Annotated in this window: 19 protein-coding genes; 16 read left to right on the top strand and 3 right to left on the bottom strand. The window is 63.9% G+C overall.

Annotation, left to right across the window (positions count from 1 at the left end; genetic code table 11):
* Nucleotides 1-135 precede the first annotated feature (135 nt).
* Nucleotides 136-1,110 (bottom strand): quinone oxidoreductase family protein, encoded by a 975-nt coding sequence (locus QYM46_RS11180; RefSeq protein WP_432788986.1) that lies wholly within the window; start codon nucleotides 1,108-1,110, stop codon nucleotides 136-138.
* A gap of 44 nt (nucleotides 1,111-1,154) precedes the next feature.
* Between QYM46_RS11180 and argC the strand changes: the two genes are divergently transcribed.
* From argC to argH, 7 genes are all read left to right on the top strand, one after another.
* On the top strand, nucleotides 1,155-2,264 hold the full coding sequence (gene argC / locus QYM46_RS11175; protein WP_248278897.1) for an N-acetyl-gamma-glutamyl-phosphate reductase: 1,110 nt from the start codon (nucleotides 1,155-1,157) through the stop codon (nucleotides 2,262-2,264).
* Nucleotides 2,261-3,439 carry a bifunctional glutamate N-acetyltransferase/amino-acid acetyltransferase ArgJ gene (gene argJ / locus QYM46_RS11170; RefSeq protein WP_169252547.1) on the top strand — a complete coding sequence of 393 codons (1,179 nt, stop codon included), beginning with the start codon at nucleotides 2,261-2,263 and terminating at the stop codon, nucleotides 3,437-3,439. The genes argC and argJ overlap by 4 nt, the downstream gene beginning before the upstream one ends.
* Nucleotides 3,436-4,464, top strand: a complete 1,029-nt coding sequence (gene argB / locus QYM46_RS11165) for an acetylglutamate kinase (protein WP_432788985.1) — start codon at nucleotides 3,436-3,438, stop codon at nucleotides 4,462-4,464. Before argJ ends, argB begins: the two co-directional genes overlap by 4 nt.
* Nucleotides 4,461-5,702 carry an acetylornithine transaminase gene (locus tag QYM46_RS11160; RefSeq protein WP_432788984.1) on the top strand — a complete coding sequence of 414 codons (1,242 nt, stop codon included), beginning with the start codon at nucleotides 4,461-4,463 and terminating at the stop codon, nucleotides 5,700-5,702. Before argB ends, QYM46_RS11160 begins: the two co-directional genes overlap by 4 nt.
* Before the next feature lie 29 nt (nucleotides 5,703-5,731).
* Nucleotides 5,732-6,652: an ornithine carbamoyltransferase gene (gene argF / locus QYM46_RS11155; RefSeq protein ID WP_432788983.1), complete on the top strand. Its 921-nt coding sequence runs from the start codon at nucleotides 5,732-5,734 to the stop codon at nucleotides 6,650-6,652.
* On the top strand, nucleotides 6,649-7,173 hold the full coding sequence (locus QYM46_RS11150) for an arginine repressor (RefSeq protein WP_432788982.1): 525 nt from the start codon (nucleotides 6,649-6,651) through the stop codon (nucleotides 7,171-7,173). The genes argF and QYM46_RS11150 overlap by 4 nt, the downstream gene beginning before the upstream one ends.
* Nucleotides 7,174-7,300: 127 nt before the next feature.
* Complete coding sequence (gene argH / locus QYM46_RS11145) at nucleotides 7,301-8,722, top strand: argininosuccinate lyase (protein ID WP_432788981.1); 1,422 nt, start codon at nucleotides 7,301-7,303, stop codon at nucleotides 8,720-8,722.
* 93 nt (nucleotides 8,723-8,815) lie between these two features.
* Here argH and QYM46_RS11140 read toward each other — a convergent pair whose 3' ends face one another.
* Nucleotides 8,816-9,772: a LysR family transcriptional regulator gene (locus QYM46_RS11140; RefSeq protein ID WP_432788980.1), complete on the bottom strand. Its 957-nt coding sequence runs from the start codon at nucleotides 9,770-9,772 to the stop codon at nucleotides 8,816-8,818.
* A 103-nt stretch (nucleotides 9,773-9,875) separates the two neighbouring features.
* On the opposite strand from QYM46_RS11140, the gene QYM46_RS11135 reads away from it, so the two are divergent.
* The 7 genes from QYM46_RS11135 to QYM46_RS11105 all read left to right on the top strand — a co-directional run bounded on the left by QYM46_RS11135 (nucleotide 9,876) and on the right by QYM46_RS11105 (nucleotide 16,169).
* Nucleotides 9,876-10,910, top strand: coding sequence for an MBL fold metallo-hydrolase (locus tag QYM46_RS11135; RefSeq protein WP_432788979.1), 1,035 nt, complete (start codon nucleotides 9,876-9,878; stop codon nucleotides 10,908-10,910).
* A gap of 70 nt (nucleotides 10,911-10,980) precedes the next feature.
* Nucleotides 10,981-12,297, top strand: a complete 1,317-nt coding sequence (locus QYM46_RS11130) for an MFS transporter (RefSeq protein ID WP_432788978.1) — start codon at nucleotides 10,981-10,983, stop codon at nucleotides 12,295-12,297.
* A 123-nt stretch (nucleotides 12,298-12,420) separates the two neighbouring features.
* Entirely contained in the window at nucleotides 12,421-12,792 is a 372-nt protein-coding gene (locus QYM46_RS11125; protein WP_432788977.1) for a helix-turn-helix transcriptional regulator, read from the top strand.
* On the top strand, nucleotides 12,767-13,009 hold the full coding sequence (locus QYM46_RS11120) for a HipA N-terminal domain-containing protein (protein ID WP_432788976.1): 243 nt from the start codon (nucleotides 12,767-12,769) through the stop codon (nucleotides 13,007-13,009). The genes QYM46_RS11125 and QYM46_RS11120 overlap by 26 nt, the downstream gene beginning before the upstream one ends.
* 39 nt (nucleotides 13,010-13,048) lie before the next feature.
* Entirely contained in the window at nucleotides 13,049-13,999 is a 951-nt protein-coding gene (locus QYM46_RS11115; RefSeq protein WP_432788975.1) for a HipA domain-containing protein, read from the top strand.
* 166 nt (nucleotides 14,000-14,165) lie between these two features.
* The gene (gene tyrS, locus QYM46_RS11110) at nucleotides 14,166-15,452 is read left to right on the top strand and encodes a tyrosine--tRNA ligase (protein WP_432788974.1); all 1,287 of its coding nucleotides are present in this window, start codon (nucleotides 14,166-14,168) and stop codon (nucleotides 15,450-15,452) included.
* Nucleotides 15,453-15,767: 315 nt separating this feature from the next.
* The gene (locus QYM46_RS11105; protein ID WP_169252536.1) at nucleotides 15,768-16,169 is read left to right on the top strand and encodes a YccF domain-containing protein; all 402 of its coding nucleotides are present in this window, start codon (nucleotides 15,768-15,770) and stop codon (nucleotides 16,167-16,169) included.
* A 9-nt stretch (nucleotides 16,170-16,178) separates the two neighbouring features.
* On the opposite strand, the gene QYM46_RS11100 is transcribed toward QYM46_RS11105, so the two are convergent.
* A complete protein-coding gene (locus tag QYM46_RS11100; RefSeq protein ID WP_169252535.1) occupies nucleotides 16,179-17,021 on the bottom strand; it encodes a formate/nitrite transporter family protein in 843 nt (280 codons plus the stop codon).
* Between the two features lie 466 nt (nucleotides 17,022-17,487).
* Here QYM46_RS11100 and QYM46_RS11095 point away from each other — a divergent pair, with 466 nt between their 5' ends.
* Together QYM46_RS11095 and QYM46_RS11090 are read left to right on the top strand one after the other, a co-directional pair.
* Nucleotides 17,488-17,889, top strand: a complete 402-nt coding sequence (locus QYM46_RS11095; RefSeq protein ID WP_432788973.1) for a hypothetical protein — start codon at nucleotides 17,488-17,490, stop codon at nucleotides 17,887-17,889.
* Nucleotides 17,890-18,133: 244 nt separating this feature from the next.
* Entirely contained in the window at nucleotides 18,134-18,742 is a 609-nt protein-coding gene (locus tag QYM46_RS11090) for a hypothetical protein (RefSeq protein WP_432788972.1), read from the top strand.
* Nucleotides 18,743-18,805: the final 63 nt, after the last annotated feature.

Here is an 18,805-nt window from a genome sequence, read left to right as displayed (position 1 = left end):
CAAACGCAAATTGGATCTCATGTATCAACCAAACGGGATTGGAGTGCGTTCAGTCATACGCCTTTATCCCGACGAATGGGGCCCGGAGTTCCTGTTCATTTTCAGCAACTCCGGGCCCAATCTCATGTAGCTGAGTCAGGCAATCAACACAACTTTGCCGGTCGTCTTCCGCCCCTCAAGCGCCCGGTGCGCATCAGCGGCATCGGCCAAAGCGAACGTCGCACCGACGCGGAAGTTGAGCCAGCCGTGTTCGATGCCGTTGAAGAGCATTGCCGAACGCTTTGCAAGTTCCTCCGAATTGCGAACAAACCATGCCAGCGACGGACGCGACAGGAAGATTCCGCCCGAGGAGTTCAAGCGCTGGATGTCGAACGGCGGCACCTGACCTGATGCTCCACCGAAGAGAACCATTGACCCCAGCGGCTTGATCGACGCCAACGATGCATCGAACGTGTCCTTGCCGACACCGTCGTACGCGACATCGACGCCCTCACCATCGGTGAGCTCCTTGACCTTCGCCGTGATGTCAACGCCCTCGCCGTAGAGGAACACGTCATCCGCGCCAGCCTTGCGCGACAGCTCCGCCTTCTCGTCCGTGCTCACCGTCGAGATGACATTGCCACCCAAATGCTTGATGATCTGTGTGAGCAGCAGACCCACACCACCGGCACCCGCGTGAACGAGCGCCGTCTGTCCCGGCTTGATCTCATGCGAACTCGTCGCCAGGTACTGCGCCGTCAGACCCTGCAGCGGCATCGCCGCAGCCACCTCGGCGGATACACCCTCCGGCACGCGCAGAAGAAAGTCCGACTTCACGACGACCTGCGTCGCATACGAACCCGGGCCCTCGTGCCATGCCACACGGTCACCGACCTGCCAGCTCTCAATGCCCTCGCCCACCTCGGCGATGTATCCCGTGCCCTCGACGCCGACGACATGCGGGTACTCCATCGGATACACACCCGAACGACGGTACGTGTCGATGAAATTCACGCCCGCAGCCTCGACGTTGACGAGCACCTCACCGGGACCGGGCTTCGGAGTCTCGATCTCACCGAACTCCAGGACCTCCGGTCCACCAGCCTGCATCGCACGAACTGCCTGGGTCATGACGCCTCCTGCATATAAATTAATTGCCTGGTATGGTTATACATATGAACGATCTTACGGTTGCCGTCTCCGGTGCCACCGGATACGCCGGGGGAGAGGTCCTCCGGCTGCTGAGCACTCACCCCCACTTGAACGTCACCACGGTGTGCGGACATTCCACCGCGGGTGAGAAGCTCGGCCGACATCAACCCCATCTTCCCCGATTGTCTGACCTCGTGGTCCAGGAGTCCACCGCCGAGGTGCTCGCCGGCCACGATGTCGTCATCCTCGCGCTCCCGCACGGACAGTCCGGACAGATCGCCGCCGAACTCGAATCCACGAGCCCGGACACCCTCATCATCGACCTCGCAGCCGACCACCGGCTCATCAGCGCGGCTGCTTGGGAGAAGTTCTACGGCTCCGCGCACCAGGGCACCTGGACCTACGGTCTGCCCGAGCTGCTCACCGCCGGCGGCACCAAACAGCGCGAGGCGCTCAAGTCCACGAAGCGCATCGCCGTGCCCGGCTGTAACGTCACCGCCGTGAGCCTCGGACTCGCACCGCTCATCCAGGCCGGACTAGCGGCGCCCGCCGGACTCAACGCGGTGCTGGCCAATGGTGTCTCCGGTGCAGGCAAGGCGCTCAAGCCGCATCTCACCGCCGCCGAGGTCCTCGGCAATGCCTCGCCCTATGGCACGGGTGGCACGCACCGGCACGTTCCCGAGATCGAACAGAACCTCAACGGCGTCCTCGGCGTCGACGCCGCCGACGGCCCCACCCGCATCTCATTCACCCCGACACTCGTGCCCATGGCCCGAGGCATCCTCGCGACCATCACCGCCGACGCTGGCGAAGCCGCACCACGCAACGCCGAAGGCCTCCTCGACGCTGCGGCACTCAAGGAGCAGCTGAACGCTGCCTTCGACCAGGCCTACGCCGGCGAAGCCTTCGTCCGCGTCCTGCCCGACGGCCAGTGGCCACAGACCGCTGCCACCACCGGATCGAACGTTGCGCAGATCCAGTTCACCGTCGACGAACGCGCGGAGAAGCTCCTCGTCGTTGTCGCACTGGACAACCTTGTGCGCGGCACGGCCGGACAAGCCATCCAATCCATCCACCTGGCCCTCGGTCTCAACGAGACCACCGCCCTTCCCCTCGAAGGAGTCGCCCCATGAGCGTGACCGCCCCACTCGGCTTCACCGCCGCCGGACTCACCGCCGGACTCAAACCCTCCGGCACCAAAGACCTCTCCCTGGTCGTCAACAACGGACCCGACACCGTCGTCGCCGCCGTCTACACCTCCAACCGGTGCAAGGCCAACCCCATCCTGTGGTCCCAGAAGGCCTCCGCTAACGGGCAGGCACGCGCCGTCGTCCTGAACTCCGGGGGAGCGAACTGCTACACCGGCGACTTCGGCTACGGGACGACGACCCTGACCGCGCAGACCACCGCCGAACTCCTCACCGAATCCGGCATCACCACCCCAGCTGAAGACGTGCTCGTCTGCTCCACCGGACTTATCGGCGTCGGTGGTCAAGACTTCCGCGACTCCATCGTGAATCACCTCGCCCCACTAGTCGCGGCCGCCGACACGAGCGTCGAAGCCGGTCAGTCCGCTGCCGAAGCGATAATGACCACCGACACCGTCGCAAAAGTTGCCACCCGCACCGGTTCCAGCGGGTACACGATCGGCGGCATGGCCAAGGGCGCGGGCATGCTCGCACCGGGGCTGGCGACCATGCTCGTCGTCATCACCACCGACGCCAAGCTCGACCAAGCGACTCTCGACCAAGCGCTGCGGGCTTCGACGAGCCAGTCCTTCGACCGACTCGACACCGACGGCTGCATGTCGACGAACGATACCGTCATCCTCATGTCGTCGGGCGCCCACGAAGCCGCCGTCGATACGGACGAGTTCACCACCCTGCTGCGCGAACTCTGCCTCGACCTCATGCACCAACTCCACGTCGACGCCGAAGGCGCCCACCACGACATCGCCATCACCACCAAAGGTGCTGCCAGCGAAAAAGACGCCGTCGAAGTCTCCCGGTCCGTGGCCCGCTCGGCCCTGTTCAAGGCCGCGATCTTCGGGGAGGACCCGAACTGGGGTCGCGTCGTCGCTCAGGTGGGAACCACCTCGGCGGATTTCGATCCCACACAGATCGACGTGATCATCAACGGCGTCCAGGTGTGCACGGCATCTGGCCCCGACGAAGACCCCGCGAACGTCACGTTCGAGCGCACCGTCGACGTCGTCATCGACCTCCACGCCGGCGACGACACCGCCACCGTGTGGACCTCGGACCTCACCCACGACTACGTCGAAGAGAACAGCGCCTACTCCTCATGAACACCCCCGTCGACATGTCCACGAAATCCACGGCCGCCCGGCTCGCCGCCGCCCAGGTCAAGGCCGAGGCCCTGACCGAGGCACTGCCCTGGATCAAGACCTTCGCCGGTGCCACGATCGTCATCAAATACGGCGGCAACGCCATGGTCTCCCCGGAGCTGCAGCAGTCGTTCGCCGATGACATCGCGTTCCTCCGCTTCGCCGGCATCCGCCCCGTCGTCGTCCACGGAGGCGGCCCCCAGATCTCTGCCATGCTGAAACGCCTGGGCATCGAATCCGAGTTCAAGGCCGGACAGCGCGTGACCACCGAGGAGGCCGCCGAAGTCATCCGCATGGTCCTGTCCGGCCAGGTCAACCGCGACATCGTGTCCCGGATCAACCAGAACGGTGACGCCGCGATCGGCCTGTCCGGCGAAGACGCCGACCTGCTGCTGGCGAACAAGGCCACCGCCGAGGTGGACGGGGAGACCATCGACCTCGGCCGGGTGGGCGAGATCGCCCAGGTGAATACGACAGTGCTCACCGAACTCCTCGATGCCGGACGGGTGCCCGTCATCTGCTCGATCGCCTCGGAAATCGGGGGAGAGGCGGGGAAGCCGCTGAACATCAATGCGGACCTGGCCGCCTCGGCGGTGGCGAAGGCGCTCAAGGCACACAAACTCATCATGCTCACCGATGTGCCCGGCCTCTACGCGAACTGGCCGGACACGTCCTCGCTCATCTCCCGCATCGACCCGGACAAGCTACGCGAACTCCTGCCCTCGCTCGACTCGGGCATGATCCCGAAGATGACCGCGGCGCTCGAGGCGATCGAGCACGGGGTCAAGCAGGCCCACATCATCGACGGCCGGATGGCGCATTCCCTCCTCCTCGAGGTCTTCACCTCGGAGGGAATCGGCACCATGGTCGAGGACACCATCGTCGAACCCGCACCGCTGGGCGACGGGCACCAGGCGAACCTCGCCGAGGCGGCCCCGACGGACGGGACGACCGCAAGCGACAACAGCAACGGAGGACGTTCATGACCGAGACGACCGACCAGGCGCAGGCTTCCGATCAGGCCCAGACGTGGCGGGACGATTTCTCCCGTGTGCTGTCCCCGGTATTTGGGTCCCCGCAGCTCGACATCGTCCGCGGCGAAGGCTCCTATGTGTGGGATGCCTCGGGCAAGCAGTACCTCGACCTGCTCGCCGGCATCGCCGTCAACGCCCTCGGCCACTGCCATCCCGCGTGGGTCAGCGCCATCACCGAACAGGCCTCGACGCTCGGCCACATCTCGAACTTCTTCACCTCCCCGGCCCAGATCGGCCTGGCCGAGAAACTCCACGAGATCCTCGACCTGCCCGCCGGATCTGCCGTGTTCTTCTCGAACTCGGGGACCGAAGCCAACGAGGCGGCCTTCAAGATGGCCCGCCGCGCCGCCGGCGGGGGACGGCCCTTCATCATCGCCGTCGAAGGCGCCTTCCACGGCCGCACCATGGGCGCCCTCGCGCTGACCGCGAAGGAAGCGTACCGCGCTCCCTTCGCTCCCGGTGTCCCCGGCGTCGTGCACGTGCCCTACGGCGATGTCGAAGCACTCGAAGCGGCGATCAATGAGAACACCGCCGCTGTGTTCGTCGAACCAGTCCAGGGTGAGGTCGGCGTGCGGATGCATCCGGCCGGCTACCTCACCGCGGTGCGCGAACTGACGACGAAGGTCGGGGCGCTCATGGTCCTCGACGAGGTGCAGTCGGGCATCGGCCGCACCGGTTCGTGGTTCGCCCACCAGGATCCCGAGATCGGCGAGGGCGTCACCCCGGACATCATCACCTCGGCGAAGGGGCTCGGCGGCGGCATGCCGATCGGCGCGACCATCACCGTCGGCGACGCGAATACTGGTCTGCTCGAAGCCGGACAGCACGGCACGACCTTCGGCGGCAACCCTCTGTCGTGCGCCGCCGGACTCGCCGTGCTCGAGACCATCGAGAAAGACAACCTCCTCGACCACGTCACCGAGATCAGCGACTGGCTCAAGCCTCAGCTGGCGAAGGTCGACGGGATCGGTGAGATCGCCGGTAAGGGACTGCTCCTCGGGCTCGAACTGACACCTGGCGAGGACGGCCAAGTTCCGGATTCGAAAGCCGTGGCTGCCAGGGCACTCGAGGCCGGGTTCATCATCAACCCCGTCGCCCCCGGTCGCTTGCGCCTCGCCCCGCCGCTGACCATCACCACGGACGAGCTCACTCCGTTCGTCGACGCCCTGCCCGGGCTCATCGCCGGCTGAGACCCACCCAGACTTTCGAAGGACACCTCATGACACGCCACTTCCTCAAGGACACGGACCTCAGTCCGGCCGAACAGGCCGAGGTCCTCGACCTCGCCGTCGAACTCAAGGCCGCCCCCTACTCGCGGACCCCGCTGGCCGGCCCGCAGACCGCCGCCGTCATCTTCGACAAGACCTCGACTCGCACCCGGGTCTCGTTCGCCGCCGGCATCGCCGCGCTCGGCGGACAGCCGCTCATCATCAACCCCGGTGAGGCGCAGCTCGGGCACAAGGAATCCATCGCCGACACCGCCCAGGTGATGTCCCGGATGGTATCGACGATCATCTGGCGCACCTACGCCCAGGCTGGGCTCGAAGAGATGGCCGAATACTCCTCGGTGCCCGTCATCAACTCCCTGTCCGATGACTTCCACCCCTGCCAGATCCTGGCCGACCTGCTCACCATCCGCGAACACCGCGGCGACGTCAAGGGCCAGACCATGACGTACTACGGCGACGGGGCGAACAATATGGCCAACTCCTACGCCCTCGGCGGAGTCAACGCCGGAATGCACGTGCGCATCGCCGCCCCCGCTGACTACCAGCCCGACGCAGCGATCGTCGCCGAGGCCGAGGCACTCGCCGCCCAGACCGGCGGATCGCTCACCGTCACCGACGACCCCGTGGCCGCCGCCACCGGTGCCGACGTCCTCGTCACCGACACCTGGGTGTCCATGGGGCAGGACTCCGCCGGACGTGACGACGAGGCCTCTCCGTTCACAAAGTTCCAGGTCAACCAGGAACTCATGAACCATGGCAACGACGCGATCTTCCTCCACTGCCTGCCCGCCTACCGCGGCAAAGAGGTCACGGCCGAAGTCATCGACGGCCCCGCCTCGGTGGTCTTCGATGAGGCCGAGAACCGCCTCCACGCGCAGAAGGCACTCATGACCTACCTCCTGGAGCGATGATGGCCGAGCCGAACAACAGCGCCCCGCTGACGAAGACCGCCCGCCAGCAGAAGATCATCGATCTCATCACCCGCCAATCCGTGCGGTCCCAGATTGAACTCGCCGAGGCGCTCGCGACGCAGGGCATCACCGTCACCCAGGCGACCCTGTCGCGCGACCTCGCCGAGGTGGGGGCCGTGAAGATCCGATCCACCGCGGGATCCGTGTACGCCGTTCCCGGTGAGGGCGGGGACCGGTCCCTGCAGCAGTCGACGGGGGAGACCCTCGATGCGAAGCTGCCGCGGATCCTCGAGGAGCTGCTCGTCTCCGCGGTCTCCCAGGACAACACGGTCGTGCTGCGCACCCCGCCCGGGGCCGCACAGTATCTGGCCTCGGCGATCGACCGGTCGTCGATGGTCGGCATCTTCGGCACCCTGGCCGGCGACGACACGGTCCTCGTCATCGCCGATGCTGCGGTCGGGGGAGCGGCCGTGGCCGAGACCTTCCTCGAATACGCGGCCGGCGGGCTGACCGAGGGCTGAGCCTCGGCCAGTGCGGCCGGGAACCAAGCCGGCCGCCTCGGCGAGGCAAAACTGGAACAATGACAACTGAGTTTCTTCATTTCAATGAACGGGCCGGCGCATCCGTGCTGGTGGGAAAGGACGATCTGTGAGCGAACGACTGAGCCTGTGGGGCGGACGATTCTCCGACGGTCCGGCCGATGCGCTGGCCGCGCTGAGCAAGTCCACGGACTTCGACTGGCGCCTGGCGAAGTACGACATCGCCGGTTCCAAAGCCCACGCGAAGGTCCTCCACCATGCGGGACTACTCACCGATGACGAGCTGTCGGGGATGCATTCGGCTCTCGACGAGCTGCTGCGTCAGGTTGAAGCCGGCGAATACGTGGCGGCCGAATCCGACGAGGACGTGCACTCGTCGCTCGAGCGCGGACTCATCGAGATCGCCGGTCCCGAGCTCGGCGGGAAGCTGCGTGCCGGACGGTCCCGCAATGACCAGATCGCGACGATGGGGCGGATGTACCTGCGTGACCACGCCCGTGAGGTCGCCGGTCTCGTGCTCGACACCGTCGAGGTGCTCATCGCTCAGGCTGAAGAGCATCCCGAGGCACCGATGCCCGGGCGCACCCATCTCCAGCATGCTCAGCCGGTGCTGCTCGGTCACCATCTGCTCGCCCATGCGTGGCCGCTGCTGCGCGACGTCGCACGGTTCGCCGACTTCGATGCCCGCGCCGGGGTGTCTGCCTATGGTTCGGGTGCTCTGGCCGGATCGTCGCTGGGCCTCGACCCGCAGGCTGTGGCCGCGGACCTCGGGTTCACCGATTCGGTGGAGAACTCCATCGACGGCACCGCCTCGCGCGATGTCTTCGCCGAGTACCTGTTCATCACGACGATGATCGGCATCGACCTCTCCCGCCTGTCCGAGGAGGTCATCGCGTGGGCGACGAAGGAGTTCTCGTTCGTCACCCTCCACGATGCGTACTCGACGGGGTCGTCGATTATGCCGCAGAAGAAGAACCCCGACGTTGCTGAGCTCACCCGTGGCAAGTCCGGTCGCCTCATCGGTGATCTCACCGGTCTGCTCTCGACGCTCAAGGCGCTGCCGTTGGCGTACAATCGGGATCTGCAGGAGGACAAGGAACCGGTCTTCGACGCCACCGACACCCTCGAGCTGCTGCTGCCAGCATTCACCGGGATGGTGGCGACGTTGACGTTCGACACCGAGCGGATGGCGTATCTGGCTCCGCGCGGATTCGCCCTGGCTACGGACATCGCCGAATGGCTCGTCCGTGAGGGCGTGCCGTTCCGTGTCGCGCACGAACTCTCGGGGGCGTGCGTGCAGCTGGCCGAGTCGCGGGAAGTCGAGCTGTGGGATCTGACCGATGAGGACTTCGCGGGGATCTCTGAGCACCTCACCCCGGCTGTTCGCGAGGTGCTCACGACGCTCGGGTCGATCGATTCGCGGTCGGCTAAGGGCGGGACGGCTCGCTCGGCCGTCGAGGCGCAGATCGCCAACGCGAAAGCCGAAGTTGCTCGCCTGCGTGAGTTCGCGGGGTCGGCTCGCAGCGTGTGAGTTTGCGGCTCGACGTGCACCGGGCGGTGCATCGGATCTGAGTGCCGCCCGGCCGGACCGTCGGCCGGGAGACTCCGCGAGTCCGAATGGTGTTCAGCCCTCTACGCGGGTCGGTTTATTCGGGTCGTTCCACCGGTGGGGGTCGGTCTCGGACGCGGTCCTGCGCAGGATGTCCAGGGCCGCAGTGAGCTTCTTCGACAACCTCGCTCCGGCCATCGTCACTCCGACGATCGTGTTGGCGAATTCCGGGTTCGTCACCGGCAGATAGCGCACCGGCATGCCCTGAAATGTCCGGGTGTCAGGGTGAGGAACGGCATTGGCCAGGGAGAAACCGAGACCCCAGCCCACCATCGACCGGATCGTCTCCGCGTTGGGGATCAGCCAGCGCACGGTCGGCTCGTAGCCGACCCCACGGATCTGACTGACCAGCAGGTCGGCCGTCGGCGGAGAATCGAGCAGGATGAGCGGGTCGTCGATGAGTTCGGCGATATCGACTCCATCCTTGCTCGCTGCAGGATGATCGGCGGAGACGAGGGCATGCAGCTGCACATCGGCGAGGTCGTGTCGGGTGATCCCCTCGATCTGAATCTGCTTGCGATACATGACAGCGACATCGACCTCCCCATTGAGGACCATCTGCTGCATGGTCATGGGATGAGCCTCGACGAAGCTGAGATCGATCTGCGGATGCCGCCTGACGAAATGAGAGGCAGCGCCCGGCAGCATCCGAGGCGCGGCCGTCGGAATGCAGCCGATGCGCAGAGGCCCCTGCAGAAGAGACGACTCGTCATTGAGCGATTCGACGGCATCCGAGACGGTCGACAGGATCTCCCTGGCATGCATACCGAACTCCCGGCCGGCACTCGTCGGGCGGGCACGCCGCGCGGGGCCGCGTGCGATGAGCGTGACTTTGAGCTTCTTCTCCAACTGCGCGAGTGCCGCAGAGACCGTCGCCTGAGACACGCGGCACTCCTTTGCCGCTTCGCTCACCGAACCACGGTCGAGAACGGCGAGAAAGTACTCGAGCTGGCGAAGCGTGATGTCAGTCATAGCTGGAGTCTATATTGAAGCCAGCAAAAATTTGCTTTTCTTTTTGATTCCGACGGAGAAGACTGAAGAGGTCAAAGACGCAACAAGTCGAAAGTGCCAGCTCATGAACGATTCGAAGATGAAGATAGTCACCCTCGGTACCGCCGGTGGCCCACGCTGGTGGAAAGGCGACGCCAAAGATCGAGCAGGGATCTCGACCGCGATCGTCGTCGAAGACCGCTTCTACCTCGTCGATGCCGGCCACGGCGTCGGACGTCGCACACGTCAGGCCGGTCTCGAACTCGGCGACCTCGGCGGAGTCTTCATCACCCATCTGCATTCGGACCACACCATTGATCTTCCGTCGCTGGTGGTGTTCGGAATGCACGAGCTCCAGCACCGAGTCGACACCCCGGTTCCCCTCTTCGGGCCCGGCGACCGCGGCGCGCTGCCTCCGACCTCGCCGCGCGCAATCGTCCCGCCCACGCCTGTCGCGCCGGCGAACCCCACCCCAGGCATCACGGACATGTTCACCAACATCGTCGCGGCCTTCGCCACCGACCTCAACGATCGCGTGCTCGACTCCCTGCGACCATCGCCGGAGAGCCTCTTCGACCCCCGCGATATCGCGATCCCACAGGACATCGGGTACCACCCCAATACGGCTCCGACCCCGGAGATGGAACCCTTCGTCATCTTCCAGGACGATCTCGTCACGGTGACTGCGATCCTCGTCGAACATCCGCCCGTGGCACCCGCCTTCGCCTTCAGGTTCGACAGCGAGCACGGGTCGGCGACCATTTCGGGCGATACCTGCGAAACCGCCAACCTCGTCAGACTTGCACAAGGAACGGACCTGCTGCTCCACGAAGCAATCGACTTCGACTGGGTCGACCAGATGTATGCGCACCGTGACGACGACGAAGGCAGAGCCTCCAGAGACCACCACTACAAGTCCCACACCTCTGTCGCCGGAGCGATTCGAGTCGCCAACGCGGCACAGGCGCGAACGCTCGCTCTCCACCATCTGGTGCCCGGTTCTGCCGATGACTCCGTCTGGCACAAGGGGCAGACAGAATTCGCCGGAACCTTCCTGGTCCCCGAAGACCTCGACACCATCAATATCGCCACTGTGGCCCAACCAGCACTGAGGAGCTGACTGAAATATGCACGACAACAAAGATGTTGTTGACAGAGACGGCCTCCAGACCTCGTTGAGGACGCCCGAGATGAGACGAATTCTCACCTCGAGCTTCGTCGGCTCTGCCATCGAGTTCTACGACTTCATCCTCTACGCCACCGCCTCCTCGATCGTCTTCGCTCAGCTGTTCTTTGCGGGTCTCGGTCCCGGACTGTCGCTCTTCGCCTCGTTCAGCACTCTCGCGGCCGGCTACCTGGCACGCCCGCTCGGCGGAGTGATCTTCGGGCACTTCGGCGACCGGGTGGGGCGAAAGAAGGCCCTGATCGTCTCCATGGTGATGATGGGGGCGGTCACCGTGGTCATCGGACTCATGCCGCCGACCGCATCGATCGGAATGATCGCTCCGGTATCGCTGTTCACACTGCGCATCATCCAGGGAATCGCCGTCGGCGGCGAGTGGGGCGGCGCGGCGCTGATGGCACTCGAGCATGCGCCGAAGAAACGGCGCGGTCTGGCCGCGGCGTTCGCCAATGCCGGTGGTCCGGCGGGTGCGATCCTGGCGACGCTCGTTCTGTCGCTGACAGCGACACTGACCGGGGAGAACTTCGTGACATGGGGCTGGCGTCTGCCGTTCCTGCTCTCGGCCGTGCTCATCGTCGTCGGTCTCGTCATCCGTCTCAAGGTCAGCGAAACGCCCGCCTTCCAGCAGCTCGAACACGAGAGTGAGGAGAGAAAGGTCCCGCTGCTCACAGTGTTCAAGGACTACAAGCGGCAGGTTCTCATCGCTCTCTTCGCGACGATGACCATCTATGTCACCCAGGGCCTGACGACCGTCTGGGGCGTATCGGTCGCGGTCGCCGCAGGAGAGGACAAATCCGACGTTCTCAATTGGAAGGCCGTCGGAGCGCTGACCACTCTGATCGTGACGTTCGTGGTCGCACGACTGAGCGACAGGATCGGACGAAAGCGTTCTCTCATCGGCGCCCACATCGTGGCTGCGGTCCTCGCCGTGCCGATCGTGATGCTCATCGTCAGCGGTGAGCTCCACCAGTACGCTGCTGCAATCATCCTCGGCAACGGGATTGTCCAGGGCTTGTGCTACGGGCCGATTGCGGCCTATGTCTCCGAACTCTTCCCGCCTGCCGTACGGTACACCGGCGCATCCGTCGGCTATCAGCTCGCCGCAGCGCTCGGAGCGGGACTGTCACCGATGATCGCCTCGGCCCTCATCATGGTTCCGGGAGCCGGGCCCTACCTCATCGGTGGGGTCTGGGCACTCTTCGCCGTGGTCGGAGCAGCAGCCGTTCTGGTCAGCCGTCCCTTTCCGGAAAGTGACCCGAACCCCGGGCCGCCGGTCGGAGAATCCGACGTCGAACCGGTGCTCGGCCGGACCGCACACAGCTGAGTCAGGGCAGTGAGGATGTGGGGCACGAGTGCGTGAGTGGGCAGGTGGGCGGAGGTTCTCGGCCCGGGTGCCAGATGCGGCAGCAGTGTTCCCATACGGGAACACGGCGACTAAAATCGGGGTATGGAGACTCGTCCGTTCATCGACACCCCGGAACGACTCGCGACAGTCGTTCATCGGGCGCGGACCGAACTGGGGTGGACTCAAGCAGAGTTGTCCCAGCGCGCCGGTGTCGGTCGACGTTTCATCGTCGATCTGGAGGGCGGTCACCCCCGGGCCGAGATCGGTTTGGTGATGACCGTACTGAAGACCCTCGGCCTGTCGCCTCGAGCAGTGCCTGCTATTCCGCAGTGGGCGTTCCATGACGACGGCACGCTTAAGGATGAATACCGGAGATTCAGCGAAGATTCCGGGGGACAGCACTTACACCATCAAGAGCACGATGATTCCAACGTCTCTGAGTTGACGCGTGCACTGGGAGCCAGCCATCGCTGAGACTGCGCTGGAAGTGTTCAAGGATGGTCGCCATCTGGGGCAATTCCGGCGCGGTGCTTCGGGGCCCGTCAGCTTCGCCTACGATCGAGACTACGAGGGTCCGCCGATTTCGCTGTCCCTGCCGCTCGACGGCGGAGCGACCAGGAACGCTGCCGAGCGGTTTCTCGACAACCTTCTTCCAGACAATGTTCGGGTTCGCGGCCGCTGGGCCCGATAACTGGGAACGACCGAAGAGCCATTCGAGTTGCTGGCTCATATGGGCGAGGATCTTGCGGGTGCTCTTTTCCTCAACCCTGAAGGTCAAGCGCCTGACTCAGGATCCGCAGGCGCCGTCATCGCAACTGACGACCAGATCGCCGATCGCATCGCATCGATCATTCACGACCCTGACGCCTGGCTTGCCGCGGAACAAGTTGGGTCGACACGTCTGTCCCTGGCCGGAGCGCAGGGAAAATTCACACTGGCTCGTATCGGCGACGATTGGTTCTGGCCTTCTGCCGCCGTGCCGTCTACCCACATTCTCAAACCGGCGATGCAGCGACTTGTACAGGTGCCCGAGGCAGAAACTGGTGCGCTCACTCTGGCTATTGAACTCGGCCTGGATGCGCCGGTCGCCAACGCAGTGAAAATTCGTGGGCAGTCGACATTCATCGTCAAACGTTTCGACAGAGATACGGCGCAATCGGTCGCTCGTCGCATTCACACAGAGGACTTCGCCCAAGCCGTCGGGCGCTCACCCGATCAGAAATACGGAATGTCACCGGAACAGATCATCGAGGTGCTCGGACGGCATGCGGCAGAATCCGAGAAGTATCGTTTCATCCGGTTGTTGGCATTCAACGTCTACCTCGGCAACGCCGATGCGCATGCCAAGAACTATTCGGTGTTCCTCGACGATGAGATTCGTCTGACTCCGCTTTACGACGCGGTGCCGACACTCGTATGGCCGACCTTGACCGACGATCGACTGGCGATGAAGGTCGGCGGCGCGTTGCGCAGCTCTGAAGTGCAGTTCGCCCACTGGCGGAAGCTCGCGAACAGAACTGACCTCGACGAGGACACGGTTGTCGGCATCGCCGAGGAGATCGGGCGAGGAATCAGGGACCGTTCCTCCGCAGTCTTCGAAGGTGCTGGCATGTCGGCGGAGATGCTGCACCGATTGGAGTCAGTGGTACGCAGCACAACCCGCCACCTTCCCAGAGGATGACGAACATCGCGGAGATCTCTTCGCAGATCAGCCCGACGAGTGGGGTCCGGGCTGAAGGGCCGCTTGGTGATTCAAGGAGGACGCGGGAACAGCCGCCTCGGCGAACACGTAGAATTGACCCCGTCGGCTCCGCGCCGGCACAGACCACAGATTCGAAAGGACCGAAGTGACCGACATCTTCAGTGAACTCAAGGCCCGCGGGCTCGTCGCAGTTTCCACCGACGAGACCGCCCTGCAGAAAGCCCTGGCCGAGGAGTCGCTGACCTATTATGTCGGTTTCGATCCGACGGCCCCGAGCCTGCACATGGGCAACCTCGTCCAGCTGCTCACCGCCGCTCGCCTCCAGCAGGCCGGACACAACCCGCTCGCCCTCGTCGGCGGCGCCACTGGCCTCATCGGCGACCCCCGCATGTCGGGGGAGCGGACGCTCAACCCGCGTGAAGTCGTCGAGGAATGGGTCGCGAAGATCCGCACCCAGGTCGAGAAGTTCCTCGACTTCGACGGACCCAATGCCGCCCAGATCGTCAACAACCTCGACTGGACCTCGCAGCTGTCGGCCATCGACTTCCTCCGCGATATCGGCAAGCACTTCCCGGTCAACCGGATGCTTGCGAAGGAGTCCGTCTCCGCCCGCCTCAACAGTGAAGCCGGCATCTCCTTCACCGAGTTCTCGTACCAGATCCTCCAGGGCAACGACTACCTCGAGCTCAACCGCCGCTACGGCTGCTCCCTGCAGACCGGCGGCTCCGATCAGTGGGGCAACCTCACCTCGGGCGTCGACCTCATCCGCCGCGTCGAGCAGAAGTCCGTCCATGCCCTGGCCACCCCGCTGATCACGAAGGCCGACGGCACGAAGTTCGGCAAGACCGAATCCGGCACCGTGTGGCTCGATTCGTCGCTGACCAGCCCGTACGCGTTCAGCCAGTTCTGGCTCAACGCCGACGACCGCGACGTGGTGAAGTACCTCAAGGTGTTCTCGCTGCGCCCGATCGACGAGATCGAAGCCATCGAAGCCGAGTTCACCGCCGCCCCCCACACCCGTGTGGCGCAGAAGGCCCTCGCCGAGGATGTCACCACCCTTGTCCACGGACGCCAAGCATACGAGCAGGCCATCGCCGCCGCCTCCGCCCTCTTCGGCGGAGGAGAGTTGGCCGGCCTCGACGCCTCGACGCTGGGTGCCGCAACCTCCGAGCTGCCCCGCGGTGAGGTGTCCGCGACTCAGCTGGCCGAAGGGCTGCCGATCGCCGATGCCTTCGTCACCGCCGGCATCGTCAAGTCCAAGGGCGAGGCCCGCCGTGCCATCAAGGACGGCGGCGCCTACATCAACAACGTCAAGGTCGCCGACCAGGAGCAGACCCTGACCTCGGCCGATGTGCTCTCCACGGAAGCCGGGGGAGTCGTCCTCCTGCGCCGCGGCAAGAAGACCCTCGGCGCCGTCGATATCGTCGGCTGAGCAAACCGCAGACCCTGACAATGCCGCGTCCTCCTCTTTCGAAGGGCGCGGCATTGTCATATTCACGACGATTGGATCCGTCCGACAACGGGAAACCTTGTCATCGGCGAATACAAACTAGCGGGTTGTAGAGGCAACGTCGGCTACGGCATTGCGGCTAGGGGAATGCAGTCAGTCAGCGTGCGCTCTGGCAGCCTGCGGTCAACCGGACCGGCGATGTGGGGCCATCACCATGGAAAAGCATGCGGTCATCGAGCAGACTGGCAGATGACGGACAACCGCACGAATACCGACTGACAAACGCACGAGGAGATCATGCGCACCCTGCTCAACATCATCTGGTTCATCTTCTCCGGCCTCTGGCTCGCCCTCGGGTACTGGGCCGCCGGCATCATCGCCTGCATCTTCATCGTCACCATCCCCTGGGGCATCGCGTCCTTCCGCATCGGCAACTATGCACTGTGGCCCTTCGGCCGCGAAGTCATCGAGACCCGCCCGGCGGGAGTGGCGACGACCCTGGGCAACATCATCTGGCTCATCGTCGCCGGAGTCTGGCTGGCCATCGGCCACGTCATCACCTCGATCCCTCTGTTCATCTCGATCATCGGCATCCCCCTCGGCTGGGCGAACATCAAACTCATCCCCGTCTCGCTCATGCCCTTGGGCAAGCAGATCGTCGACAGTGATCGGCTCATGCCTGGCTACCGGGGCGTGTGAGCCAAGCGCTTAAGAACTCTGCTCCTCGAGTTCCTCGAGAGAGATGCTGCCTTTGCGGACTGCCCACAGCACGCGACGAGTGCGCACAATCCGGGGCAGGGTGATGATCAGCAGACCTCCGAGCATGTTGAGCGGGATCACGATTGCGAACCACTGCAGGAAGTCGAAGATCGAAATATCCGCGCCCGCCATCATGGCGGCGAAGATGACGATCGCGTTGATGGCTCCGTGCAACATGCTGACTCCGATCACCAACAGGCCGGTGATCATACAGACGATCGCCTTGACGACATCATTCGACGTTCCCTGCTGCATACGGGTCGACAAAGTGATCGTCGCGCCGGCGAGAAGTGAGAGAGCGAGCATGACGATGAGCGAAGACTGGTTGATATAGCCGAGCGCCATATCCGCGATCGTCTTGTGATAGTCCGGGAGGGCGATGACGATCAGCCAGGCGAAGACCGCGCCGCCAATCAGGTTTGTCACGAGGGTGGTCAACCAGAGGCGGAATACCTGTACCCAATTCGCCTGACCGGCGATGACGGCGTTGATCGGGAGGAGGAACTCTTCGGTGAATAGCTCGGAATGCGCGAGCTTCAAAGCCAATAGGCCGATGCCGAACGCCATCCCTGCCAGAATCTCCGACCCGGTTGCTTGCTTGACGAGCACCATGGCCAATATGCCGAGACCGACATCGATGCCGCCGAAGAGCCCGGTGACTATGAGTTCCGGCCACTTCCGGTTGAGCCGCTTGGCACCCTCCGTGACTGTATTTGCCGCCTCGTCGATGAGGGCGTCTTCAAGATCGAGGTCGTTTCGGCCAAGTCGTTCTCGCTGCTCTTTCTGAGTCATCCCGTCAGTGTAGGGGCTGGGACGACCCGAAACGCTGGGAATCACCTGCACGGCGAGGGCCAGGGACTGCCGTCGGCGAGAACCTGGCGGGGCTCGGGAGTCGTGCTGCTGTGCCTGTGGAAGTAGGTGTGAAACCGGGTGTATACCCCTGGTGACGGGTGTCACAGCAAGATTTCCGTTCTCGAGTTGCACGTCGCCTCTGGGGTGGTCTAGAGTTATATCTCGTTGCCCGCCGGAAACGAGGTTCACGGAACACCGTTTCTACCGGGTCTGACCAGGACAAACACAGTTTGATCCAAGTGTTCAGGCGATCGGGTGGGTAACATCCCGGTAGCTAAGCCCATTCGCGCTGATGGTACTGCAACTTGGTGGTTGTGGGAGAGTAAGTGACTGCCGCAATATTTTTTGGGGTGATGGCCTCGTTCGATCCTTCGTGGGTTGGGCGGGGCCATCACTGTATTCACGGATGGACACGATTTCGATGACAATTGACGCGCTCAAGGCCGAACTTGCTCACACCGGCGAGGTCGCGATCGGCTTCAATCGCACGAAGCAGTTTCTGCGCAATCCAGCTGGTTTCCTACGATTGCGTCGGTCCGGCCTTCCCACACCTCAAGTGATCGTCAATGACTTCGGGCTGTGGGCTGCTGTCGACGACTTTCCCGATGGAGGCGTGCCATGGAGTCGGATTCTCGAAGTCCACATCTCCAAGGTGAACGTCAGCGCCTACATCGACGTGAGCATCAGGACACCGGATACTCCCGACCGGCGACGGACGCTGCGGCTGCCGCATATGCTCACGATTGACCCGGAAACCCTCGCCAAATGGATTGTCATGGAACTGATGGAGCGCGGAAACCCGATCTGAGGGCCGGGCGTCGAGTCCACGCTGGATCCACTGAACCAGTGTCCGTGTACTGCTGAACTTCCGCGTACTGCTGAACGGGCAGTGCCGGAATGTTGAACGTGTTCCGCTCCAGAACGTGCGAAGTGTTCTTCTCCCGAGTTGCAGGTGCTTGTCGACGGGCGTGTGTCGTGTCACGATGAAGCTGTCCGCTGGGCCGGATGCAAGTGAATAGCGACATCCGAATAGACAGCAAGGGAGACACCGCATGAACGCAACAACCATGATCTGGATTGTCGTCGCGATCGTCGTGGTTCTGATCATCGTCGGGATCATCATCGCAGTCAGCCGCAAGGCGGCAGCGAAGAAGCGCGAACACCAGCGGGAACAGGCCGCGCAGATTCGGCAGGAGGCTGCCGAGTCCGAACACGATGTTCGTGCCCGAGAGGCCGAGGTCGAGAAGCAGAGAGCTGAGGCCAAACGCGCGAAGGCTGACGCCGACGCACGGGCGGCTGAGGCTGATCGTCAGGCTGCACAAGCCGAACAGCTCGACTCGGAAGCGGCTAAGCGGGAAGAAGCTGTGAGAGCAGAGCGTCTCGAGCATGAACGCCGACTGCAACGTGCCGACGAGCTGGATCCGGATGCACCAGAGGCCACAGCCGACTCCCGCCGGTCGGATGACCCTGTCCAACAGCACGACGTCCGTGCCGACGGCTATCCGCCGGAACATGGTGTTCACCCACGGGCCGAAGACTCGGTGGCCGACGAGCACGGACCTCGCGCCGACCGTCATAGCGCGCGAGACCCCTACGTTGGGAACGACCGACGACTGGATCCTCCCGAGGGCCATGGAGATACCAACACGCCGAAACACTGACACACCTGCCTGCAGAGCAGACAAGCCATCTTGAGTCAGACAAGCCATCTGAGGCAAATATGT

The organism is Brevibacterium sp. K11IcPPYGO002 (assembly GCF_050920635.1).
Classification (GTDB): domain Bacteria; phylum Actinomycetota; class Actinomycetes; order Actinomycetales; family Brevibacteriaceae; genus Brevibacterium.
The sequence above is the reverse complement of the archived record's forward strand: the minus strand, read 5'-3'. Positions and strand labels throughout refer to the sequence as shown.